At 65.9% G+C, this 22,331-nt stretch carries 27 protein-coding genes and 1 pseudogene; 15 read left to right on the top strand and 13 right to left on the bottom strand.

The features are described from left to right. Nucleotides 1-78: 78 nt before the first annotated feature. Entirely contained in the window at nucleotides 79-366 is a 288-nt protein-coding gene (locus tag AB5J50_RS22215) for a hypothetical protein (protein ID WP_369260156.1), read from the bottom strand. A 98-nt stretch (nucleotides 367-464) separates the two neighbouring features. On the opposite strand from AB5J50_RS22215, the gene AB5J50_RS22210 reads away from it, so the two are divergent. Both AB5J50_RS22210 and AB5J50_RS22205 read left to right on the top strand, forming a co-directional pair. Further along, a complete protein-coding gene (locus tag AB5J50_RS22210; RefSeq protein ID WP_369260155.1) occupies nucleotides 465-2,765 on the top strand; it encodes a hypothetical protein in 2,301 nt (766 codons plus the stop codon). Nucleotides 2,766-2,872: 107 nt separating this feature from the next. Continuing rightward, a pseudogene (locus AB5J50_RS22205) lies at nucleotides 2,873-3,128 on the top strand (site-specific integrase); the annotation flags it as partial. Between the two features lie 277 nt (nucleotides 3,129-3,405). On the opposite strand, the gene AB5J50_RS22200 reads toward AB5J50_RS22205, so the two are convergent. Further along, entirely contained in the window at nucleotides 3,406-3,972 is a 567-nt protein-coding gene (locus tag AB5J50_RS22200; protein WP_369260154.1) for a Uma2 family endonuclease, read from the bottom strand. A 324-nt stretch (nucleotides 3,973-4,296) separates the two neighbouring features. Between AB5J50_RS22200 and AB5J50_RS22195 the strand changes: the two genes are divergently transcribed. After that, nucleotides 4,297-4,848, top strand: a complete 552-nt coding sequence (locus tag AB5J50_RS22195) for a hypothetical protein (protein WP_369260153.1) — start codon at nucleotides 4,297-4,299, stop codon at nucleotides 4,846-4,848. Nucleotides 4,849-5,308: 460 nt separating this feature from the next. On the opposite strand, the gene AB5J50_RS22190 is transcribed toward AB5J50_RS22195, so the two are convergent. From AB5J50_RS22190 to AB5J50_RS22175, 4 genes are all read right to left on the bottom strand, one after another. Then, nucleotides 5,309-6,112: an aminoglycoside phosphotransferase gene (locus AB5J50_RS22190; RefSeq protein WP_369260152.1), complete on the bottom strand. Its 804-nt coding sequence runs from the start codon at nucleotides 6,110-6,112 to the stop codon at nucleotides 5,309-5,311. A gap of 90 nt (nucleotides 6,113-6,202) precedes the next feature. Continuing rightward, nucleotides 6,203-6,346 carry a hypothetical protein gene (locus AB5J50_RS22185; protein WP_369260151.1) on the bottom strand — a complete coding sequence of 48 codons (144 nt, stop codon included), beginning with the start codon at nucleotides 6,344-6,346 and terminating at the stop codon, nucleotides 6,203-6,205. A 6-nt stretch (nucleotides 6,347-6,352) separates the two neighbouring features. Beyond that, a complete protein-coding gene (locus AB5J50_RS22180) occupies nucleotides 6,353-7,489 on the bottom strand; it encodes a radical SAM protein (protein ID WP_369260150.1) in 1,137 nt (378 codons plus the stop codon). Continuing rightward, a complete protein-coding gene (locus AB5J50_RS22175) occupies nucleotides 7,482-7,916 on the bottom strand; it encodes an ATP-binding protein (protein ID WP_369260149.1) in 435 nt (144 codons plus the stop codon). The genes AB5J50_RS22180 and AB5J50_RS22175 overlap by 8 nt, the downstream gene beginning before the upstream one ends. A gap of 204 nt (nucleotides 7,917-8,120) precedes the next feature. Here AB5J50_RS22175 and AB5J50_RS22170 point away from each other — a divergent pair, with 204 nt between their 5' ends. Beyond that, complete coding sequence (locus AB5J50_RS22170) at nucleotides 8,121-9,401, top strand: helix-turn-helix domain-containing protein (RefSeq protein ID WP_369260148.1); 1,281 nt, start codon at nucleotides 8,121-8,123, stop codon at nucleotides 9,399-9,401. Here AB5J50_RS22170 and AB5J50_RS22165 read toward each other — a convergent pair. The 7 genes from AB5J50_RS22165 to AB5J50_RS22135 all read right to left on the bottom strand — a co-directional run bounded on the left by AB5J50_RS22165 (nucleotide 9,398) and on the right by AB5J50_RS22135 (nucleotide 14,904). Then, on the bottom strand, nucleotides 9,398-9,934 hold the full coding sequence (locus AB5J50_RS22165; RefSeq protein WP_369260147.1) for an NUDIX hydrolase: 537 nt from the start codon (nucleotides 9,932-9,934) through the stop codon (nucleotides 9,398-9,400). The genes AB5J50_RS22170 and AB5J50_RS22165 overlap by 4 nt on opposite strands. A gap of 717 nt (nucleotides 9,935-10,651) precedes the next feature. Beyond that, the gene (locus AB5J50_RS22160) at nucleotides 10,652-11,575 is read right to left on the bottom strand and encodes a hypothetical protein (RefSeq protein WP_369260146.1); all 924 of its coding nucleotides are present in this window, start codon (nucleotides 11,573-11,575) and stop codon (nucleotides 10,652-10,654) included. Nucleotides 11,576-11,591: 16 nt separating this feature from the next. Next, nucleotides 11,592-12,491 (bottom strand): AAA family ATPase, encoded by a 900-nt coding sequence (locus AB5J50_RS22155; protein WP_369265479.1) that lies wholly within the window; start codon nucleotides 12,489-12,491, stop codon nucleotides 11,592-11,594. Nucleotides 12,492-12,688: 197 nt separating this feature from the next. Further along, nucleotides 12,689-13,294, bottom strand: a complete 606-nt coding sequence (locus AB5J50_RS22150) for a hypothetical protein (RefSeq protein WP_369260145.1) — start codon at nucleotides 13,292-13,294, stop codon at nucleotides 12,689-12,691. A gap of 350 nt (nucleotides 13,295-13,644) precedes the next feature. After that, nucleotides 13,645-14,022: a hypothetical protein gene (locus AB5J50_RS22145; RefSeq protein ID WP_369265478.1), complete on the bottom strand. Its 378-nt coding sequence runs from the start codon at nucleotides 14,020-14,022 to the stop codon at nucleotides 13,645-13,647. Next, nucleotides 14,022-14,450 (bottom strand): ATP-binding protein, encoded by a 429-nt coding sequence (locus AB5J50_RS22140; protein ID WP_369260144.1) that lies wholly within the window; start codon nucleotides 14,448-14,450, stop codon nucleotides 14,022-14,024. Before AB5J50_RS22140 ends, AB5J50_RS22145 begins: the two co-directional genes overlap by 1 nt. A 46-nt stretch (nucleotides 14,451-14,496) precedes the next feature. Further along, a complete protein-coding gene (locus AB5J50_RS22135) occupies nucleotides 14,497-14,904 on the bottom strand; it encodes an NUDIX hydrolase (RefSeq protein ID WP_369265477.1) in 408 nt (135 codons plus the stop codon). Between the two features lie 107 nt (nucleotides 14,905-15,011). Here AB5J50_RS22135 and AB5J50_RS22130 point away from each other — a divergent pair, with 107 nt between their 5' ends. The 11 genes from AB5J50_RS22130 (at nucleotide 15,012) to AB5J50_RS22080 (ending at nucleotide 22,193) form a co-directional block, all read left to right on the top strand. Continuing rightward, a complete protein-coding gene (locus AB5J50_RS22130) occupies nucleotides 15,012-15,797 on the top strand; it encodes a GntR family transcriptional regulator (protein ID WP_369260143.1) in 786 nt (261 codons plus the stop codon). After that, nucleotides 15,794-16,093 carry a DUF3027 domain-containing protein gene (locus tag AB5J50_RS22125; RefSeq protein WP_369260142.1) on the top strand — a complete coding sequence of 100 codons (300 nt, stop codon included), beginning with the start codon at nucleotides 15,794-15,796 and terminating at the stop codon, nucleotides 16,091-16,093. The genes AB5J50_RS22130 and AB5J50_RS22125 overlap by 4 nt, the downstream gene beginning before the upstream one ends. A 158-nt stretch (nucleotides 16,094-16,251) precedes the next feature. Then, nucleotides 16,252-16,608, top strand: coding sequence for a hypothetical protein (locus tag AB5J50_RS22120; protein WP_369260141.1), 357 nt, complete (start codon nucleotides 16,252-16,254; stop codon nucleotides 16,606-16,608). After that, nucleotides 16,608-17,984 (top strand): FtsK/SpoIIIE domain-containing protein, encoded by a 1,377-nt coding sequence (locus AB5J50_RS22115; RefSeq protein ID WP_369260140.1) that lies wholly within the window; start codon nucleotides 16,608-16,610, stop codon nucleotides 17,982-17,984. Before AB5J50_RS22120 ends, AB5J50_RS22115 begins: the two co-directional genes overlap by 1 nt. 85 nt (nucleotides 17,985-18,069) lie before the next feature. Continuing rightward, nucleotides 18,070-18,681, top strand: coding sequence for a DUF2637 domain-containing protein (locus tag AB5J50_RS22110; RefSeq protein ID WP_369260139.1), 612 nt, complete (start codon nucleotides 18,070-18,072; stop codon nucleotides 18,679-18,681). A gap of 12 nt (nucleotides 18,682-18,693) precedes the next feature. Next, complete coding sequence (locus AB5J50_RS22105) at nucleotides 18,694-18,885, top strand: mobile element transfer protein (RefSeq protein ID WP_261688277.1); 192 nt, start codon at nucleotides 18,694-18,696, stop codon at nucleotides 18,883-18,885. Between the two features lie 14 nt (nucleotides 18,886-18,899). Further along, a complete protein-coding gene (locus AB5J50_RS22100) occupies nucleotides 18,900-19,094 on the top strand; it encodes a hypothetical protein (protein WP_369260138.1) in 195 nt (64 codons plus the stop codon). 25 nt (nucleotides 19,095-19,119) lie between these two features. After that, entirely contained in the window at nucleotides 19,120-19,365 is a 246-nt protein-coding gene (locus AB5J50_RS22095; RefSeq protein ID WP_369260137.1) for a SpdD protein, read from the top strand. A gap of 164 nt (nucleotides 19,366-19,529) precedes the next feature. Further along, the gene (locus AB5J50_RS22090; RefSeq protein WP_369260136.1) at nucleotides 19,530-20,825 is read left to right on the top strand and encodes a replication initiator; all 1,296 of its coding nucleotides are present in this window, start codon (nucleotides 19,530-19,532) and stop codon (nucleotides 20,823-20,825) included. After that, complete coding sequence (locus AB5J50_RS22085; protein WP_369260135.1) at nucleotides 20,818-21,030, top strand: excisionase family DNA-binding protein; 213 nt, start codon at nucleotides 20,818-20,820, stop codon at nucleotides 21,028-21,030. Before AB5J50_RS22090 ends, AB5J50_RS22085 begins: the two co-directional genes overlap by 8 nt. Continuing rightward, entirely contained in the window at nucleotides 21,030-22,193 is a 1,164-nt protein-coding gene (locus AB5J50_RS22080) for a tyrosine-type recombinase/integrase (RefSeq protein ID WP_369260134.1), read from the top strand. The genes AB5J50_RS22085 and AB5J50_RS22080 overlap by 1 nt, the downstream gene beginning before the upstream one ends. The last annotated feature ends 138 nt before the right edge of the window (nucleotides 22,194-22,331 follow it).

Raw genomic sequence — 22,331 nt, 5'->3', positions numbered from 1 at the left:
GCTAGGTGCCCCCGGCAGGATTCGAACCTGCGACACCCGCTTTAGGAGTTCGATCCGAGCCCGCTCCGACTGCTGTCGTCAGTCGCGCCAGCGATCCGTGATCTCCGACCGATCGATGCCCCGCCTCGTCGCCAGAGCGGCCACGTCCACACCGTGCTCGCTCAGGGTGAGGTCGATGTATTCGCACAGCTGCTCCCGCTCCTCCGTGCAGAAGCCAGCGCCGTCGTGCTGGCCGTCTCCGTCGATCGCGTTGAGTGCGAGAACCACCCCCTCAACAGTTCCGAAGACAGCTTCGTCGGACGGCTCCCGCAGCGCGCGCACCTCGCCTTCGAACGCCTGCAGGGCGGCGTCCGTCGCCCGCAGCAACGACTCGGGGTAGAGATCCGCCCCACCCGCTGTCGTGGCCCGACCTTCCCCGTGCTAGGTTGCGCCCCTTGATCGTGAAGGTTATGTGGGGGCCTTTCATGAAGCTGGCGCGATTCTCGCCGCCAACCGCCGCAGCGCTGCTCGTGGGACTGACGACTGTCATCGGTCCCGGCGCGGTCGACTCGTACGCGGCGTCGGACATACCGCTGCCGATCGCGCACTTCGCGCACATGGTCGTGGACGCGCCGCACGGACACCTGTTCATCAGCGGCGGCGCCGGCACCGACGGCATTCTCGTCACCGACCTCGACGGCGGGAACCCGACGATGATCAGTGGTGAGCCGGGTGCCACGGGTCTCACCCTCTCCGAAGACGGATCCGCGCTGTACGCGGCTCTCCCGGACCAGGACGCGATCGCGGCGATCAGCACGGAGAACCTGACCGAGTCGGCTCGTTACGGTACGGGCGCGGGCACCCGTCCGGACTCGCTGGCCGTCGCCGGGGGCACTCTCTGGTTCGGCTACGGGACAGCGGGCGCTGACGGCATCGGATCCATCGACGGAGCCGGTACGGTCACTTTGCGGCAGGATTCCGGCACTTGGTCGGCAACGCCCATGCTGGCGACGACCCCGACGCCCTCCGGCGTACTCGCGGCCGCCGTGCAGACGGGCGACACCTCCGCCTTCGTCACGTACCGGGCCGAGGGCGGTGCGCTGACCCGGCAGGCCGCGAAGGCGCTGCCCGTCCCTGACCTGAGCGACTTCGAGGTCACGGCGGACGGGCTGCACTTGGCGGTCGCGTCATTGCAGAACGCGACCGCCAATCGGTACCGCACCTCGGATCTGGCGGTCGACGGGCAGTTCGCCACGGAGGTGTGGGGCAAGGCTGTCGCCGTGGCCCCGGACGGGACCATGGCCAGTGGCGGCCGCGGACTCAAGACGTTTCCGGAAACGGGCGAAGGCTTCTACACCGAGTACTACTACGCCCGGGAGCTGAACCCCGCCGCACACGGTTTCGCCTGGGCACCGGACGAGAGCCGGCTCTACGGCGTGGCCGTCGACGCCTCCGGGGGAACACCGACGCTCCACATCTCTCGTAACCCGGAAATCGCGCCGGTCACGCTCTACGGACACTGGACCACTCCGCTCGCCCCCGGCGAGGCCTACTCGTTCGTGGTGTCGCCCGAGTCGACCCTCAGCCTCGGCGCCGGAGAATCCATGCTTCCCGGCACCGTACGCATCACGCGCTACGACGACGCCGATCCGGACGGCGTGCTCGTCCCGGACCCGACAGCCACCCCGGCAAGGATCCCGGTCAGCTTCTTCGGCTCCTACCGCGTCGACGGCACGGCTCCCCTCACCGGTCAACTGAGCTTCCGCGTCGACTACTCCGGAAGTGGCCACTACGGACCGGCCGGCCGCCCCTTCGACATCCCGGTCGCCAAGTACGCCCCCACCATGGCGCTGACCGCTCCCTCCTCCGCCGATCGTGCCGCACCGCTGACCGTCACCGGCCACCTCACCTGGCCGCATGCGCATGTGACGACCGGCGCGGTCCACGTCGTGAAGACCGACCTGGCGCACCCTTCCGGCTACTCGGTGGGCACCGTGCCCGTCGCCGCCGACGGCAGCTTCGCCTTCCACGACACCCCGCAGGTCGGCGACGCGAACACGTACGCCTTCACCTACGACGGTGGCACCTCCTACCTCCCGGTCACGACGTCGGCGAAGGTGCAGGTGTCCCGAGCCACTCCGACCCTGAGCGTGGCGACCGACGCGAAGTCGTACCACTCCGGCGCGACCGTCAAAGTCACCGCGCATCTGGGGACCACGTACAACTCCCGCTCCGTGACGCTGTACGACCAGCCCGCGGGCACGTCGCGGACGCAGCTCAAGAGCGGCAAGGTCGACGCGCACGGGAACCTCGTCGCGTACTACAAGATCACCCGCAACACCGTCTTCAGCGCGGCCTTCGCGGGGGACTACCGCTACGCGCCGCGCACGGTGACCACCAGCGCGACCCTCACGCCGACGGTCCGGACGCAGATGCAGTGGCCGCTCTCGACCACTCGCATCGGATCCACCACCTACCAGGTCTTCTACAAGTCCGAAGTCAACATGGGCTTCAACCTGCAGGTGACCCCCCATCAGTCCGGCGGCTGCATGTCGGTGTACGTCGAGCACTACTACTCGGGGGCCTGGCACCAGGTCACCTCGCAGAGTTGCGTGCCCTTGTACTCCGACGGCTGGTACGGCTACGGCCGGGCTCTCAAGCTCTTCGCGAGCAACGACCACTACCGCATCCGCGGCCACTACACGCCGCCGGCCAAGGGCGCACAGACCGGCAGCGTGTGGAGCCAGTGGACCTACCTCACGGTCCGCCCCGGCAGCCCCTCGTGAGGCCGAAACCCTCGGGGCCGTCCAGCACCCGCAGCTGAACCGACACGAGTCGGGGCGCCGCCCGGCCCCTTCAAGAACCCGCACGCGCAGCCAGCCGGCCGTGCGTGCGGTGTATCCGGCGCTCGTCGCACCGCGTCGCCCAGTCCGCCGGCCTCCCCATGATCCGGTTGCACGACGTCCGACACGGCACGGCCACCCCTCGCCACGGCGGCCGGAGTCTTACCTCGCGTCGTGATGGAGATCCTCGGCCAACCCCAGATCAGCATCACCACGGACGTCTACACCCACGGCGTCCAGAACACGCAGCGCGAGACCATGAGCCCCATGGACCAGCTGCTGCGGAGGCGTCCCGGTCGTCAGTGACCACCGGCGTTGACGTCAGAAGGAGATGCGGAGGGCCCCGGACCATGATCGGTCCGGGGTCCTTTGGCTGGTGCCCCCGGCAGGATTCGAACCTGCGACACCCGCTTTAGGAGTGAGGTCGAGTCCTTGCCGGGGAATGCCTGGCGCTGCCGCGCGGTGCTGTTTCCCCTGGTCAGAAGCGCAGGGCGAGCCACTTGATTCCGGCTCATGCCGCCGTGTACCGGGCTGTCCGCTCACGCATCGCTCACGCGCTGTCGGCTGCTGAGCAGCGCGTGGGTCAGATCTGGTCGAGGTCGATCTCCACCGCGAAGGGGGCCGCTGCCTTGAGGACGCCGGTGAACACGTCTCCGTCCCGGTAGGTCTTCGTCGCGGGGTCGAGAACGTAGGTGTACACGAGAGGAACGCCTGTTGCGGCCTGCTCGATCCTCCAGTAGAAGCCGATGCCTGCCTTGGCGTACTGGTCGACCTTCACGATCCGGTCGGTGGTCTCCGAGCCTGGCGACACCACCTCCGCGACCAGCAGCACGTGCTCAGGGCGGGTGGGGGTGATGTCGATAGTGTCCGCGCGGTACACGACGACGTCCGGGCGGCGATTGGTGAGAGGGACGTCCTGAAGCCGGACGTCGAAGTCCGTGTCGGCGTTCCACTCCGGGCCCGAGGCGGCATCCAGGGCGTTCGCCAGAATCCGGGCCAGCCGGTTGTGCCGCTTGGACGCACTCGGACTCACGACGACCATCCCGTCCACGATCTCGATACCGGCGCACTGCTCCTCGGACCAGGACTCGTACTCCTCCGCCGTGATCTGCTCATGCATCCACGCCGGGGCCATCATCTCGGCCGTCATGAAGCACCTCCCGGACACTGTGCTGCGGGCCCGATCCCGTTGGATTCAGCGTACTGTCTGCCGTCCGTCGGGCATGCAGATCTCGCTCACGCCCCTCCCCGTCGGCCGGCATCCGACCAGCGAGCCCACGACAAGTGAGGAACCAGCGCAGGCCTGCGGAACGTCCCGGTTGGCAGCCGCGCCTTCGTGGAGGGACCGTACGGGGCGTTCACGCACTCTCCGGCTTTCATCACCAGAGTGCCGCTAGATTTTGTGCGTATTTGCGTTCGTGGTGATGGTGATCCAATGGTCCTCCGGCCGTCGCACTTTTCAGACCTACGTGACATGCTAGGAGTTGAAAGCCCGCTGCGCGGAATCATCTTCGTCGAGGATGAAGTGGCGCGGGAGCTCCTAAGGCTGATTCTCTCCGCGCATGGCTTCACTGGCGGGAATGAAGTTGAAGTAATCGACATAGGTTCATGGAATGACGTGCTGATCGCCGCGGATGGAATTAATAGGTCAGAAAGAATCCGGGGCGTAGCAGTTGTTGATGGCGACCAGCGTGAAAATCTGAATGGGAGGGATAAGGGGCGCGGCGCCTTGTTCCTTCCCGGTAATTTGCCCCCTGAGCAAGTGGTAATACGTAGCGCTGTCCTGTATCCGAATGAATTGGCCGAAATGCTCGGCCGTTCTCAATCCTCGATGAGCGTCTACCTGGCTGAGCTAGTAGGAATGGACCATCATCGATGGTTGGAGACCTTAGCTCGCAGGACAGGGAATGACTGGCGTTACTGCCTGTGGTCGGCATTCACCATTTGGAATAAACTCTCCGAGAATCATGCAGAGGCGGAGATCCTGGTCCGAGAAATCGAGAAGAGAGTTTGTTGGCTTGCGTAGAAGCCCGGGGGGAATGACGCAAGGTCGGCGGAGCGGCTTTGGGGTGGCGCTGCTTTGGCGCGAGTGATCATGGCCCCGTAAGCTTGCGGCGCGTCGGGCAGGTAGTGGACCTGCCCGGTAAAGCACGACGTTGGGGCCATGATCTTCGAGGCTCGCGCCAAAGTGGCTCCGTAAAGCCGTGGAGCCGACCGCCCCAGCCACGACGTACCCCTTCTCTGGGATCAGGTGGCTGATTGCTGTGTGCGCGGCCCGGCCGGGGGCCGGGCCGCGCGCGGTGAGCGGAGCGAGCCGCCTTGAACCAGTAGAGAAAGTTGTAACTCAGTCGGTCGCGCGAGGCTTGTCCGGTCTCGGTTGGTGCTTGGCCCAGTGGCTTCGCTGAGGGCTGGCCGCCGGGGTTTGCGGAGAGGCGTGGTGGGCCGAACAGTCAGTTGCTCGCCCAGGATTCGGTTAGGGGAGCAGCTCACAAGGCCCGATGGCGACACCAACGCTCGGCGGCTGTGAGGAGACGGGTTGTCCACGCATCCGGCCGGTTGCCCGCGATCTCCGTCCACACCGCGGCGTTGGCTCTGGCGAAGGCAGTCACCGTGGTGGGTGGAGCGCTGGGCCAGGCAGGGATTTGTGCGGCCTGGGCTTCTGCCTGTTCGGGGGTATGGCCGGATGCGATGAGCCAGATGATCCAGTACGCGGGGTCGATCCAGGCGGCGCCTCGGGTTGCCCAGCCCCAGTCGACGAGGTGCGCGCGGTCGTCGGTGATGAGGACGTTGTGGTCGTTCCAGTCGGTGTGGAGCAGGGCGTCGCCCTTGAAGGCCTCCGCGTCGGCCGGGTTGTCGACGTAGCCGGCCAGGCGTTGTTCGGCTCGGCGGAGTTCGATGTCGGGACACGGAGTCTCGCCGAGCCGGCGCAGGGCCTCCACGACCTTGGGGAGGTCGGGTGAGCCCGGGCTGAAGTCGGCGTGGTGGCCGTTGACGGCCTCGAAGCCGAGGATGTCCCAGCCATCGGCGACGACGTGGAAGAGCAGGGCCGGAGCGAGCGGTGTGACGTAAGGGTTGATGTCGGCTTCACGCTGCTGGGTCCAGACCCAGCGGTGCCCCGCGGGCAATCCCTTGAGAAACACGGCCCCGTCGGCGGTGCGCATACGGACGGAGAGCGCGCTGTTCAGGCCGGAGGGGATCGCCTCGGCTTCAAGGATCGGCCCCGTCTCGGCCTCGATCGCAGCGCGGACCTGAGCGGGAAGTTCGTCGTAGTCGACGGAGGTCACGGCCATGGTGGTCAGGTTTCCAGACGCGAGGCCGGAAGGGGCCCTGCGGCGCGTGAGACGTCGCAAGGCCCCTCCGCAGGTGGGAGTGGGGGTGGGTCAGTTGTACGGGTTGTCGTCGCCGCAGCCGGGCAGGGCCGTCTGCGCGAAGGCGTCGAGGTCCTCGATCAGTTCGATGAGGAGGTCGCCCTCCTCTGCGTCGGCCGGACGGATGGGCGCGATCTCGATGTCCACCAGTGCCATAGGTGTTCAGCTCCTTGTCTGTGCGTGTTGGCAGTACCTGTTCAGTGGTGCCTTCGCCTCCTGGTAGACCTTGGCCAGCGGCCTGCAGACCCGGCAGGTACCGGAGAGCCGACAGCCGGAGCAGCCACCAGTGCGAAGCATCAAGGCATCGGCGACGCCGCCCAGTTGGGCGAGTCCCTCGACGCCTTCTGTCATCAGCGGAATGGCGTTGTCGCGGCCGACCTTGCAGATCGATGCCATGCCTTGCGGGTCGACGTGGAAGAACGTGTGGCCGGCGTTGCAGCCCCGGAACGGCTCGCGGTCGCCGAGGTGGTCCGGGGCCTGGGAAGCGAGGGTCTCGGCTCCGCCGTAGATCGTCGGAGACATATGCGTGTACTCGCGGTACGGAAGCCCGTAGCGGTCGGCGAAGGCCCGCATCCCGTCGGCCTCATGGGCGTTGTGCCGCGTGATGATCAGCGCCAGATCGAGGGGCAGGTCGGCTTCGTGGGCGGCGTTCAGGCCCTTGAGGAACATGCGGTACGCGCCCTTGCGGCGGGTCAGGCCGTCGTAGGACTCGGCGGTGGCGCCGTACAGGCTGATGGTGATCCGGTTCGGGCGGCGGCGTGCGAGCAGGGCGAGGTTCTTGGGGGTGGCGAGGCGGGAGCCGTTGGTGAGGATCTCCACGAGCATGCCGAGTTCGTGGGCCATCTGGTATGTCTCCGGGAACAGCTTGTCGATCATTGGCTCGCCGCCGGTGAGCTGGAGCCACAGCACTCCAGCGGCTTGGATGGTGCGCAGGAGGCGTTCGCGGTCGAGCCATTCAAGGCCGGAGAATTGCTTCAGGCCCAGATAGCAGTGCTCGCAGTCGTAGTTGCAGCCCAGGTTCAGCTCGTACGAGGCACGGGCGTACGGGAGGGGGGAGGGCAAGCGGACGTGGACCGCCTCGTCGAGCGCCTTGCCCACCAGATCCACGGCCCAGGTGCGTCGCGCGACGTTGACCAGCCAGGTCGGAACCCCATCGGAAGGGCGGGGGCCCTGGACGTAGTCGGGTTCGGGGCCCATGAGGGCGCGATAGCGGTCGAACGGCAGGCGGACGGCCTTGCCGCTGCCCGGGCGGACCAGCAGGTGGTGTTCGAGGAACGGGGCGGCGATCAGCTCATGCATGGGTCTCCTCCTTCGGCTCGCCGAGGAGCAGGCGGGCCCAGACGGTCTTGCCCAGGGGACTGCGCGGGCGATGGCCGGTCTCCTCGGCAAGGGCGGCAACGAGGTGCAGACCGCGGCCACGTTCGTCGTCCGTACCGGCCGTGACGGGTCGGGGCTGCCGGGGCGTGGGGTCGGACACCTCCACGAGACAGTCGGCTCTTTGGGCCGTGACCCGCACTTCGAAGAGGTGTCCGGCTCTGTGGCCGTGCTGGACGGCGTTGGTGGCCAGCTCGCTGCAGATCAGCAGCGCCCGGTCGATGTCGTCCTGGCCGTAGCCCCAGCCCGCCAGAGCCCTGCCGACCTGTCTGCGCACGAGGGCGATGCACCTGGGGGTGGATGTGAACTGCATGGTCCAGAGCCGGGCGGCCTGCTGGTTGGGCGTCGTCATCGGGAGCATCGCGTCCCCTCTTCGCGGGCGGTTGCGGAACATCAGCTCACCGCAGACAGCGATCACGGGATCAGGTCATGGTGATTACCCAACGTGGGTAACATCCTTGGCGGTTGACTCCCCACACCGTCCGCCGCCGCGGGACGAGGAAGAGGGACCCGAGTGTCCGGACCACCGCCTCATCGCGCGCTTCCATCAGAGTTATTGGCCAGCCCCGAATGGCAGGAAGCCTGCCGACAACGGGACTTCACCCGTGTCTTCCACCTGGTCAAGACGAAGGCGGGCATCTACCCCTCGCGCGTGGCGGCACTGTGCGGCATGACGCCCAGCCGGGTCGGCGAGATCATGGCCGGCCGTCGGAGCCTGGCCCACATCGACGTGATCGAGCGCGTCGCCGACGGGCTCCGTATCCCGGGCGCGATGCTGGGCCTCGCCCACCGTCCGTGGGAGATCCCCGCGCCTGCCCATGTACGGGAGCGGGCACTCGCTGCCGCTCCGACAGAGGAACCCAGCGCAGCTGGCCCCGCGCCCAGCGAAGGCCTGGATGACCTCCTGGCCCTGGCCGATGGCCAGGTCACTCGCTCCACGCTCACGGCGCTGCGGTCCTCGGTGGAGGACTACTGGCGACTCGACGACCAGCACGGAGGCGCATCGCTGCGGCCCGCAGTCCTCGGGCATCTTCGCTACGTCACTCAGCTCATGCGTACCGCCGAAGCCGCGCTTCACCGGGATCTGCAGTCGCTGGCCGCGGAGTTGGCGCGCCTCGTGGGCTGGGCGTACTTCGACGCCCGCCAGTACAGCACTGCTCGCACCTATTTCACTCAGGCCCTCCAGCTCTCCCGCGGCCAGGGAGACGGCCTGTTCATGGCCAACGTGCTCTCCTGCATGAGCCTGCAGGCCACCTACGACGGCAACCCCATCGACGCTCTCGCCCTCGCCTGCAAGGCCCAGGACACCGCCCGGTCCTCCGGCGATCAGCCGCTCGTGATGTCGATGCTGCACATGCGCGAAGCCTTCGCCCATGCCACCCTGCGCGACGCCCTCTCCTGTCACCAGGCCATCGACCGCTCTCGCGACGCGTACGAACACGCGCGTGGCCGTGAGGACGAAGCGCCTTCCTGGGTGCGGTACTTCGACGAGACCAAGCTCATCGTCGACACCGGCATCGCCCTGGCGCGGCTCGGTGAGGCGGGACGGGCCGAACCGCTGATCGCCGAGGGGCTTCGACGGGAGAGGGGCGCTCAGCAGCGCGGCCGCGCCTTCCACGCCTTCTGGCTTGCCAGCACCCAGCTGCAGCAGGGCAGACTCGACGACGCATGTCGCAGTGCGGGACTGGCCCTTGACCTGTCGGCGACCATCGATTCGCCTCGGGTGGCCGGCCATGTCCACGAGTTCCATCGGCGTCTTACGCCCTACGCGCGGGAGGCATCCGTGATCGCCTTCGAGCAGCGGATGCGGGAGGTCCTCGGCCAGGACCTGTCCTAGCCCTTGGTGGCCTCGTCAAGGAGCAGATACAGCAGGCCGACCAGGCTGCCGCTGCTGACGATCTCCCGGCGGTCGATCATGCCGCGGACCTCCGAGATCGGGATCCACTCGATGCGGTCAGCCTCGTTCTTCTCCGTCGGTGGGCCGATATGAGTGGCCCCATCGGCGCGGAAGACATGGTGCTCGGAGTCGGTGATGCCATTGGCGGGCTGCGCGTACACCAGCGGTTTCATGGCCTCGACACGCCAGCCGGTTTCCTCCTCCACCTCTCGGGCGGCTGCCTGCTCCGGAGTCTCGTCCGCTTCGATGAGGCCCATGGGCAGTTCCCAGCCCCAGGTATCGGTGATGAAGCGGTGGCGCCACATCATCAGCACGCGCTTCTGCTTGTCGACCACGGCGGCGACCGCCAGGTGCCGCATCCGTACGACATGGTGTTCCCAGCGGTGGCCGTCCGGCTGCTGCACGTCCACCAGCCACAGGTTGACCCACGGGTTGCTGTAGATCTGCCGTTCACCATGCACGGTCCACTGCATGAGTCCAACTCCCTGTCGCCGGTGCCGTTTCCAGCATGTCACTTCGACGAGAAACCGTCCGCCGTACCGCTACGCCGGCGGTGACGCCGACGAGTGCCAACATCGCGGTGGGGAGCCGTGGAGAGTCCTGTCAGGGACATGCCCCATGGCTGCCGCTCGGCGGGCTGCTCTTGCTCTGTTCGCACGCCGACCGACTCGGAGGGATGATCCGCAAGGGGGGCGGCCGGAACGGGCCATGAGGACCCCACTGGGATGAAACGGCACGAGAGTGGCGCGGAGCCGGATACGGCAAAGGGCCAGCCTGGGAGGAAAACCCTCCTGAGCTGGCCCTTCTCTCTGTGCCCCCGGCAGGATTCGAACCTGCGACACCCGCTTTAGGAGAGAGGCTGGGGAACAGTGCCGCTGGCCTGCGCCTTCGGCGCCTGGTGAGGCAGCCGCAAACTCGACTGCAAGAACCCCTGTTGACCGTGGCTGACCCTTGCATCTGGCACGGCAGTGGCACGAACCTCAGCCGACGAACGTCAGCCACGATGACGGGTGCGCTGGCCGATCAGGCGCGCGTGTGCCTCGCTGCACCCCCACCGGCCTCAGCCACGCTATCGGGGCTTGTCGTCGCCAACAGCAAGTTGCACCAGCCGGCCCGTGACTACGGCGTGAGCCCTCAGCTTGGGAAGCATGTGCACTCTCCAAGGCAGCCCTTCTGTCCCTATACCGGGATTACGGAAGGTTCCCCGCAGAAGTCCGAAATCCGCAATCACTCGTAAGCGTCGCCAGGAATTCCTTTATGGCTTTATCGCGCAGGAAGTCGATGTATGCGGTATCCCATTCGTCTAGAAACTCTCGATGGGAGAAACCGATCCGGCCAGTACCGTCGGGGAATGAATAGGTTTCGCCACTGTAGCCGAAGGTGAGCCACAGACCCGCTCCGTTTTTATTGGCGGGCGCTTCGACCGCATACCGCTCAAGGCGTCTCAATACTTGGCCAGGGGTCCGTTCAACCTCCACCCATCGTGTAATGTTCACATCTGTTCTACTTGTGTCGCTGACGAACTTCTCATCACGGGAAAGCCTTCCGGTGTCGCTAGGAACCCCACTCACGAGCCTACTCATTATGTATGAATTGCGCACAGATTCTTCCTGCAGCGGACTGCCAGAGAACTTCTTTAGGTCATGCAGGAGGAACTTGAACGCAAAACCTGCTCTGAATACCTTGAATTCTCGGTCGGTAGTCTTTCGTAGCATTTCAAGAATGCTAGCAATCAGCACCTTCACATTTGGCATCAGGGACAGGTACCAATCATGAAAATCGGCGAACCGCGAACCCTGCCGGTGAAGCATTATCCTGGAATTGTCGAGCTGTAGCTCAAAATCGAAACGATCGTCATTGTAGGCGACTCCGCACTTGCTTGGCCCGCTCATTAGGGTTAGTTCATCCTCGCTGAAAAAGCGAGCACTATCCACTGCAGTCACAACGCTGTCGTATATAGCGCTAGACATGCCTGATGCTTTAACTGGGTCAGAGAGCTCTGGCACGGGAGGAATATCTGCAATCAACGCGAACTCATTGACATCTGTTAGCATCCTAAAGATGTCGATACCCGAGTGGTAGCTATCCCATGTGATCATTCCTTCGGCGGTCATCTTTCCTCCCAGATGTCTATGTATCTGTGCTTTGGTAGGCTTTGCTGCGATAGCGCAGGTCGTCGGCTCGGATTGAAATTTCCATTCCGTCGCCATTCTTTTCGACCGTGCTGAGGCGTCGAGTCATGTACGGAAATATGAGTTGATGCAAGCCTCGTGCGCCCATCTTTAGTTGCGCGGCATCTGTCGCCAGGATTCGGTAGGATGCCTCATCAATGGTGAGCCGCATTTGAATTGCATCAAAATACTCTCGCCACAAGCACAAGGGAGACTCCGTCTCGTGGCGCAGGATCGCTTCAAGGTCTCGATCTGTTAGTGACTCATATTGGACAATAAGCGGCAATCGAGAGCTTAGCTCGGGCAAGAAACCGTAGTGTGTGACATCTTCAGAAACGATTGAGTCGGATCCAAATAGCTGCCGGTATATCTCATCCCCCGTGCGCTGTGCCTGAATTTCGTTGCTGGTGATTTCAGTGAAAGCCCCGCCAACTATTATTAGCAGCTTACTGCTGTCTATATACTGCTCTTGCGGCTGACTCTCGTCGCCACGGTGCTTAACCCCCACGCGAATATAGTCACCCTCGACAAACTTGAGAAGGCGGCGCTGAACTAGTCTGCGGTTGGCGTCTCCTTCTGATTCCTGTAGCTTTCTGGTTGCAAGCTTGTCGAACTCGTCGAGGAAAACTACTCCCGTATGGGCATTCCGTGACACTTCTTCCTCGTTAAAGTATTCGCTAGACCTTTGATTTAGACTTGCTTCGGCAGAGCGCCAGAGCATCAGCATAATGTCTTCAATTTGAAGACCCACTACTCCCGATGGGACGAGTCCTGTGGCGTCTGCGATCACGAAGGGCAAGCCCAGGTTACTTGCGAGTGTCCGCATGGAGTGCGTCTTTCCTACGCCAGTGGGACCCATCAGCACTGCTCGTGGGAGCACACGGTCGTAGGCTATATTTCCCTTGGGCTGCTGTGATATTCGAGCCAAGTGCATAGAGAACAGCAGACTTAGTTGCCGCTTAGCGCTCTCCTGGCCGACTACTGCGCGGTCCAAGCAAGCCTTCAAGGTTTCTGGGTGTATGTCATTGATACCTGTGGTCATTAAGCATCACCGACTCAATCGACCTCAGCGACAAGTCCATTCATGCTATTCCAGTTCTGCCCTTGAATATCCGTCCAAGTGACGTTGATCTCGAACGTGAGACCCGGCTCGTTTCCTGCGTCGGTGAAGTCATAGAACGTCGCGGATCCCTCAGATGGCGGGATAGCTCCGTCCTCGTCGCTTGATGCCGAGAACTCTTGACTGCGAGTTCCCTGATGATCTCTTGCCTTTACTTCTATGTGCCAATCGAAAATTGGAGCCCGAGAGTTGTTTCGAACGGCGATCTCCCACCCGATGGGTTTGCCCAGCTGATTCTTATGCCGTCTGGGCCATACGGTAAAGAGAGATGCCTCCGCCGTCCGTTCCTGGATTTTCTGCAGGGATTCTCTATCCAGTCGACTCCTGCGCTCAGAAAATACTTCCCAGATTGTAAACGATAGAACCGCAGCGGTAGCTATTGATCCGAACCATTGCCCCGCTGAGCCGGCGATCTGAACATTCCAGCCCAGATTGTTCTGCCATAGAAGAATGGTTACGATCCAACCTGTAACGGCAAGCGCGAGACCCAGGCGTGTCCAAAAAAGCGCAGAACGCCTAAGGGGCACGTTCGGACTGGACAAGGGGTCACCCGCCAATTGCTTGGTACTATCACTTTGCTTGGGGAACTCCTAAATTTAGAGTGCGTCGACTTTGAGCTGATCGCAACCTGGCTCGGCTGCTTATGGCTAAATAGTAGAGAAACAGACTAGTTTCTGGGACAACGGCGGCTACAGCTGAGAGTGCCCTCGCTGGCTCCGATCGCCCTAGCCGCCCGTCAGCCTTTCGCATCAGGTGGGGTGATTGCTTGATCGCGGCACGGGCGCTGGCCGGGCTGGAGCGGGACGGAGGCAGGAGTGCAGGCCCGGCCGGGGGCCGGGCCGCGCGCGGGGAGCGGAGCGAGCCGCCTTGAACCAGTAGAGAAAGTTGTAACTCAGTAGGTCTGCTGGGGCTTGAAGTCGTATGCACAGGCCGGGAGTTCGATGCCCTGTCGGTGAGCGAGTGCCACGAAGAGGACTGGGCGAATCGTCCAGGTGATGCGTGTGCCGGCGTGGGTCACTGAGACTGTGCAGGGCTCCATGCGTGCGAGGGCTCTCCGGGTCCGGATGCGTCCCTCGTAGAGCCAGGCCCACGCTTCGTCGGAGGCATCGGCGTCGAGCGCCGGCGAGATCGTGCGGAGTGCGACCGCGACCCATCGGTCGGCCTGCGGTGCCGTATAGGCGTCGAAGGATGCCCGGAGCTCTGGCGGTTCACCTTCGGCGAGTTCTTCGGTCCAGCACTCGCACCAGTAGCCGCGCCGCGGCTTGTCCATCAGCACGGGTGGCCTCCCCTGCGGGCCGCGGTGAAGAGCTCTGCTGTGACGGTGTGGCCGCCGTCGCTGTCGTGGACCACGACGCGGTGCGCGATCACGCTGACCATGCCCAACCCGCGGCCGTGCTCGGCCTCTTGGTCCTGGTGCTCGACGGCCGGAGCCGATCCCGTGCCTCCGTCATCCGTGACCGAAAGAGCGATCACCTGCGAGGAGACCGCGAGCGCGAGATGGAAGCTGCCCGACTCCTTGCCGCTGGCCGTGTGGAGGATCGCGTTCGCGCTCAGCTCGCTCACGATCAGTTCCGCGTCCTCCGCTAAAGGCGAGTCGCGCAGGATGTCGCGCGTCCAGCGGCGGGCTCTGCTCACCTCTTCCGGGAAACCTGGGCAAGTGAGGCCCCAGACCCGCGCAGTGCTCGTATACTCGTGCATACAAGTTCCTTCGTGCTGGTAGGCCGCCATGTGCAGCGGGTTCGGGCTAGACGAGTTTCACGCCGTCGTGGGCGCGGATGGCCGGCGGGGACGCAGCGTCGAGAGCATCCAGGACGCGGATCGCGTACGCCTCGTCGGCGAGGTCGATGACTTCTCCGCGGGTGGCCCAACGCAGCGCGTGGGTCTCGTCCCCGGTTGTGGGCGTGCCGTCGGCGGCCTCGCAGCGGAAGACCAGAGAGACGATCAAGCCCGTCATGTTCTTGTAGACGCCGGTGAGGGTCGCGGGAAGCGCGATCTTGATGCCGGTCTCTTCGAGGACTTCGCGCTGAAGTGCCTCGGGGAGGGTTTCCTCTCGCTCGACAACGCCACCCGGAGGTTCCCACTGGCCGTTGTCGCGCCGCTGGATCAAGAGGGCCCGGCCCTGGTCGTCGACGATGACTCCGGCAACGCTCACGGAGTGCGGACGGTCAGTGGTCACGTTCCTCGGCCCTCTCGGATGGCTAGGCTCTCCACCGTAGCAACAACACTCGCCCACTCGTCTAGATACCTAAAGGAGTACTCGTGACCTCACTTCCGTCCCTGCTCGGCGATCTGGACCCCACGAGCGATCGTGCGGTGTTCCGGCAGATCGCTGACCAGCTGCGCGAGGCCATCGACCGTGGGCGATTCAAGGAGGGCGAAAAGCTCCCCTCGGAAGCCGAACTTGTCGAGCACTACGGAGTGTCCCGGATGACTGTCCGGAACTCTTTCTCCATCCTCCAGGGCGAGGGGCTGGTGCACGCCGAGCATGGCAAGGGCGTCTTCGTCCGGCCGCGACCGCCCGTCCGCCGACTGGCCTCCGACCGGTTCGCCCGGCGCCACCGCGAGCAGGGGAAGTCCGCGTTCATCGTCGAAGCGGACGCCGCGGGCAGTCACCCGCAGGTGGACAGTCTTGAGGTCAAGGAGGAGAAGGCCAGTCAGGACATCTCCACCCGGCTCGGGTCCGTGCGGCGCGTGCTGGCTCGTCGGCGCCGGTATCTGCTCGACGGTCGTCCGGTTGAGTTCGCCACCTCGTATCTTCCGCTCGATATCGCGCGCGGTACGCAGATCGCCGAGCCCAACCCCGGTCCTGGCGGCATCTACGCCCGTCTGGAGGAGCTGGGTCATCACCTCGACCACTTCGAGGAAGAGATCCGCGCCCGGATGCCCTCGCCGATCGAGGTCAAGACGCTCCGGCTGGCCTCGGGTGTGCCGGTGATCCACCTGATCCGCACCGCGTACGACACCGAGGGGCGGGCCGTGGAGGTCTGCGACACGGTGATGGCGGCGGATGCGTACGTGCTGTCGTACCAGCTCCCGGCCACGTGAACACGGGTCGTGAAGTGTCTGGCGGAGCCTGGACGGGTGACGACCGTGAACACAACGATGCATGTCACGAGCGCTGGTTGCAGGTGCAGCACAGGCCTACCGGCCAGGCCGGCTATCGGGATGGCTGGTATGACGCGCAATGCGGCGGGTGTCACTACTGGATTGCGCTGAGTGGAGAGTTGGGGCGGGACTGGGGGGTCTGTACCCACCCCACCTCGGCGTTCGACGGGCAGGTCCGCTTCGAGCACGACGGTTGCGATCGCTTCACCCTCCGCCAAGACGGCTCCTTCGGGTGAGTTCGGGTGGTGCGTGGGGATGCTTTTCGGACTCGTATGCCCCAACAGGCCTACTCGTATAGACGAGTGGCCGAGTTGCATGGCAAGGTGGTTCACGTTCCCGGAGTCACCGGGTTCGAAGACTGCATCTTGTCTAGACGAGTAGATGGGAAGAAATCTTGCGCACCATCCGTGTGGAGACCTCGGCCGCGACGATCCTGCTGACCGAGGCGCCCGAGCCCAAGGTCCGCGACCGTCAGACCGGCGAGATCGCGAAGGACGCCGTCAGTGGCGAGGCCCTGATGACGATCGGCGTCGTCTACATCGAGGAGGGGGAGTCGTCCCTGATCAAGGTCACGGTTCCGGAGAGCGGGGTGTCCGAGGGGCTCGCGCTCGGTGCTCCGGTCTCGCTGCCGGGGCTCGTGGCCCGGCCCTGGGAGAGCGTGTTCAACGGGCAGCAGCGGCACGGCATCGCCTACCGTTCCGCGGCCGTCACTCCGGCCGCGTTCCCGGTCGCCATGGGGGCCACGGCCTGATGACCGATCTGTCAGCGCTTCTGGAGGTGGGTGGTCCTGTCGCCGCGCTCGGCGGCGGGGCTGCCTACACCCGGGCCAAACACCCCGGGGTCTACTGGTCCACGGTCGGCCTGCCGATATCCACGGCCCGGCTGCTCAGTTCGTACAGCTCGGTGATGGAGGCGTGCGGTCTGACCGTGGCTCCGTCCCGGCTGCGGGTCCTGGCGGTCAAGGCCACCACTCGACGTGAGGTCCGGCCCGTACCGCCGCGTCGGGGCATCATCCGCCCTACGTCGACCGGGTTACGCCTTCGCCTGAGGCTCGCCCCGGGACAGGAACCGGCCGACGTGGCTGCCTCGGCCGAACGGCTTCGGCACGCCTGGGGAGTTCACGCCGTGTACGTCACGGCCGTCAAGCCCGGTGTGGTCGAACTGCGGCTCGTCGGCTTCGACGTTCTGCGGCGGGTGCGGATGCCGCGCAAGGTCGCGTCCGGGCTCCTCAAAGTGCCCGTCGCCCTGCGCGAGGACGCCACCCCGTTCGTACGCGACTACCGGACCGTTCCCCACCAACTCACCCTCGGTGCAACGCTGTCGGGCAAGTCCATGTACCTGCGCCACCTGGTCACCGGACTCGCTTCGCAACCTGTCGCCCTGGTCGGCATCGACTGCAAGCGCGGCGTGGAACTGTCCCCCTTCGCGGCGAGGCTCTCGGCTCTCGCCACCGATCCGGAGCAGGCGGCCGAGCTACTGCCTGTGCTCATCAAAGAGATGGAGGACCGGTACGAACTGATCAAGGCCCGTCAGGGTCTCGCCCCGGGCACGCCCGACGAGGAGATCACCTCGGACGTCTGGGGACTTCCCGAGGACGAACGCCCCGTACCCATTGTGCTGTTCGTCGACGAAGTGGCCGAACTCTTCCTCGTCGCCACACGCAAGGACGAGGAACGCCGGGACGAGATGGTCACCCAGCTCATCCGCCTCGCCCAACTCGGCCGCGCTGCCGGGATCTACCTGGAGGTCTGCGGGCAGCGCTTCGGCGCCGAACTGGGCAAGGGAGCGACGATGCTCCGGGCCCAGCTGTCCGGCCGCGTCTGCCACCGCGTCAACGACGAAGCCTCCGCCAAGATGGCCCTGGGCGACATCGCCCCCGAAGCAGTCTCCGCCGCCTGCGCCATCGCGCCCGAGCGGCCAGGCCTCGCCGTCGCGGGCGACGCCTCCGGCGGCTGGTCCCGCATCCGCACGCCCTACCTCTCTCTCGGCGACGCCGCCGAGATCTGCCGGGAGTCGGCGCACCTGGTGCCCGACCTGCCCGCACTCAAGCCCTTCCGGCCCGACGTGCCCGTACACCCCGTCGAGTCTCTGGCCCCGGTTGTCCAGCCTCGCCCTGTGACCGACTGAGCTTTCCCTCTTCCTCCCGGTCGGCGTGACCGTCTCGCGCCAGGTCCCTACCCCTGCCATGCCTGATTCCGGAAGGAGCCGCAGCATGCGTGCCCAACTGGCCCGTGTCGACGCGGTGCTCGTCCAAGCGGTCATCGCCGCCGCGCTGTCGTTTGCCCACCTGCACGACGTCGCCTCGGCGGCCGGTCAGGACGGGTGGAAGGCGTGGGCGTATCCCGTCTCGGTCGACCTGTTGCTCGTCGCGGCCTGGCGTCGGCTGCGGACCGGTGACGCGAAGGCCGCTGGGTGGTGCTGGTTCGTCATCGCGCTCGTCGCATCCCTCGGTGCGAATGTCGCCACTGCCGGGCTCCTTGACCCGGACCAGGTCCCGGCCTGGCTTCGCATCCTCGTTGCGGGCTGGCCCGCGGTCGCCTTCCTCGGCGGCACGCTCCTCGCCCACTCGGCGCCAGCACCCCGCGAGGACACCGAGGACCAGGAGGACGCGCCCGAAGCCGTACCGGAGCTCCCCGCGCAACCAACATCCGAACCGACCCCAGCTCCGTCCGCCGTATCCGTCCCGGCCGCACTGGTCGAGCACGCCCGAAAGGTCGCCGCCGAACACCAGACCCGTACGGGAGCGGCCATCGACACCCCGACCCTCCGAGCCCGACTCGGTGTCCCCGCGCCAATGGCCGACGCCATCGCCGCTCAGCTCTGAAAGGAGATCCGCGTGACCCCCAACCGCCGCTTCCGCTCCGTCACCCGCATCGGCCCCGTTCAGGTCGGCACGTCCTACGACGGCCGGGGCCGTGAGAAGCACACCGCAGCCTGTACCGCTCCGCGCTGCGGCTTCTCCGCCGACTACGACAGCCGCGCCGCCGCCGAACTGGCCGCCCGCACCCACCGCTGCCCCGTCCGCTGAAAGGACCCGCCCCCGTGACCGTCAGCCTGCCGCTTGTCCTCGTCCTCGGGCTCATCGCCTGGGGAGCGGTCAAGTTCCTCGGCGTCCGTACCTGGGTCGTCGTCGTGATCGCCCTGTTCGGCTTCCTGCTCTCACAGACCTTCATGGCTCCCGCCATCGACTCAGGCACGCGCTCCGGCGTGAGCGTCATAAACGGCTCACACGACTAGACGAGTAGGCAAGGAGAGGTTCGCCGTGTTCCTGCCCAAGTACCCCGACAACCCGACACCGCCGCCCGCGCACACCCACACCCCGGCCGATCCCGCACCCGTACGACGTGCGGCCCCGCAGATCTCCATCAGCCCGGGAGCGGTCGCGGCCGTCCTCGTCGGCGGAGTCGTCCTCACCGCGCTCCTGGCCGCCGTCGCCGTCACGGCCATCTCCGTGGCCATCGCCGCGGTGGTCCTGCGCTCGATGCTCCGCGACCAGCACCGCCGCTGAAATCCGCTGAACAACAGATCCCCGGGACGGCCTCGATACCGCCAAGCATCCGCCGCCCCGGGGGCCCTACCCCTCCTAGCCGAAGCCAGAAGGAGAAAGCCATCATCACCCGCTCCACTCCGCCACCGCTTCCCCAACTCGCCGAACTGGTCGCGCTCGGCACCATGCCCGAACTGCTGCGGCAACTCTCAAGCCTCGGCGGCTGTACCCACCCGATCCGCCTCGACGGCCACCGCACCGAGTACGACGTGAACACCCACACCGGCGAGATCGGCAACGTCCTCCACCACCTCGACTCCGCCAGCCTCCCGGCCGGGCACCTCCTGGTCCGCTGCAACAACCGTCGTACGACCCGCTGCGAAGCCTGCGCCGAGGTCTACCGCCGCGACACCTTCCACCTGATCACCTCCGGCCTGCGCGGCGGCAAGGGCATCCCGGAACGCGTCGCCGCACACCCCCGCGTCTTCGCCACCTTCACCGCCCCGAGCTTCGGGCCCGTCCACAACCGCCCCACAGGTCCGGCCGGTTCGGTCCGCCGCTGCCGGTGCGGCGTCCTCCACGACCAGGACGACGACGCCCTCGGTACCCCGCTCAACCCGGACACCTACGACTACGAAGCCGCCGTCCTCTGGAACGCGCACGCCGGTCCGCTCTGGCGGCGCTTCTCCACCTACCTGCGCCGCGAGGTCGCCAAGCGCGCCGGACTCTCACAGCGCGCCTTCCGCGAACACGCCCGGGTCTCCTTCGCCAAGGTCGCCGAGTACCAGAAGCGCGGCGCCGTCCACTTCCACGCCGTCATCCGCATCGACGGACCCGAGGGCGGCGACACCCCGCCTCCCGCCTGGGCAACCGCCGAGCTGCTCACCGACGCCATAGGTGCCGCCGCTGCCCACGCCCGCGTGGACGGCCCCGTCATCGACGGACGCGCGCACACCTTCACCTTCGGCCGCCAACTCGACGTACGAACCATCCGATCCGCCGACTTCGACGGCGGCCAGGAACTCACCGAGCGGGCCGTCGCCTCCTACATCGCCAAGTACGCCACCAAGGGCGCCGAGACCGCGACGGGAGCTCTCGACCGCCCGCTCAAGTTCCTCGCCGAACTCGCCCAGCTCGACATCAGCGACCACGCCCGCCGGCTGATCCGCACCGCCTGGACCCTCGGCGCACACAAGGAATTAGAGGACCTCCGGCTCCGGGCCTGGGCCCACATGCTCGGCTTCCGCGGTCACTTCTCCACCAAGTCCCGCCGCTACTCCACCACCCTCGGCGCCCTCCGCACCGCCCGCACCGAATGGCGCCGCGCCCAAGCCGCAGCAGCTGCCGAGGGCGACACCGACACGACTCTCGTTGTCTCGCACTGGGTCTTCGCCGGAACCGGTCTGTCCTCCGCCGAAGCCTGGCTCGCCGCATCCCTCGAACCCGCCCCCGGAACAGAAGGAGAACCGACCCGTGGCTGACCGCTATCTCACCGTGGCGCAGGTCGCCGAACTTCTCGGGACTACGGAGCGGTTCCCGCGCCGCCTCATTGCGGAGCGGCGCATTGTGTTCGTCAAGGTCGGCCGACATGTGCGCATCCCCGAGAGCGCGTTGGGGACCTTCATCGAGGCTCACACCATTCACCCGATACGCCGGAGTGGTGGGGCCCTGCGGACGGCTGCCTGATGGCTAACAAGAAGGGAAGGCGCAGAAGCTTCGGGTCCTGCCGTCAGCTCGCCTCCGGCCGGTGGCAGGTGCGCTACCGCGACCCGGAGACCGGTCTCCTTCGCCCGGCTGAGAAGACGTACGACACCAAGACCGATGCGCAGGTCGCGCTCACGCACATCGAGGCCGACATCACCCGCGGGCAGTGGACGGACCCCGATGCTGGGGATGTTAACTTCGCCGAATATGCCACGGCGTGGCTGAGGGATCGGAAACTGGCCGACCGGACTCGTGAGCGGAATGAGTCGGTGATGCGGCTGCATATCGTTCCCGTTTTCGGCGCGGGCTCCATCGCTGACGTCACGACCGCTCGGGTGCGGAGCTGGCCCGGCAAGCTGCTCGCTGCTGGGGTGGGGGAGCCCACGGTGGTCAAGGCGTACCAACTGCTGCGGGCCCTGATGAACACCGCGGTAGATGACGAGCTGATCCGCCGCAACCCGTGCCGGATCAAAGGCGCGGACAGCTACGACGTGCCCGAGCGGCCCGTGTTGTCGGTGGCGGAAGTCTTCGGAGTCGCCGATGCCATCGCCCCGCGCTATCGGCTGCTCGTCCTCCTGGCCGCGTTCACGACTCTCCGCTTCGGGGAGCTGGCCGCGCTGCGTCGCAAGGACATCGATCTGAACGGCCGCCTGGTCGTGGTTCGCCGGGCCCAGGCCGAGTTGCAGAACGGGCGGCTCTTCGACAAGGCGCCCAAGTCGGCCGCCGGCGTCCGGACCGTTTCCTTCCCCGCTGAGCTGGTCGACGAGATCAGCCACCACCTGAAGCACTACGCCGCCGATGGCCAGGAGGGGCATCTGTTCATCGGCCCACAGGGCGGGCAGCTTCGGCGGAGCAACTTCAGGGATGACTGGATCAAGGCCAGGAAGGCGGCGGGCGTCTCGGCCGAGCTGCACTTTCACGACCTGAGGCACACCGGCAATACGTTGGCTTCGACGGCTGGCGCCAGCACCCGGGAGCTGATGACGCGGATGGGGCACAGCAGCTCGCGCGCGGCGTTGATCTATCAGCACATGACGAGTGACCGTGATCGGGCGATCGCCGATCGGCTCGGCTCGATGATCCGGGAGACAGAAGGGAAACGGGCTCCTAAGGGAGAGGAGCATGAGGGGCCGCTGCCCTCATAAGAGATAGGCGCAGGGAGCGTCTGCTGTGCACGCGCAGCAAGTCGCTCGCTTCGAAAGCTTCCCGAAGGGCGGTCTCCGCCCACTCAAGTGTCTGCTGGAGACTGGCTGCCTCGGCTCGCGTCCCGTCGGTCCAGTCGC

The sequence above is a fragment of the Streptomyces sp. R35 genome, from assembly GCF_041053035.1.
Taxonomy (GTDB): domain Bacteria; phylum Actinomycetota; class Actinomycetes; order Streptomycetales; family Streptomycetaceae; genus Streptomyces; species Streptomyces lutosisoli.
Note: the sequence above shows the minus strand (reverse complement) of the source record. Positions and strands in the feature narration are given on the sequence as shown.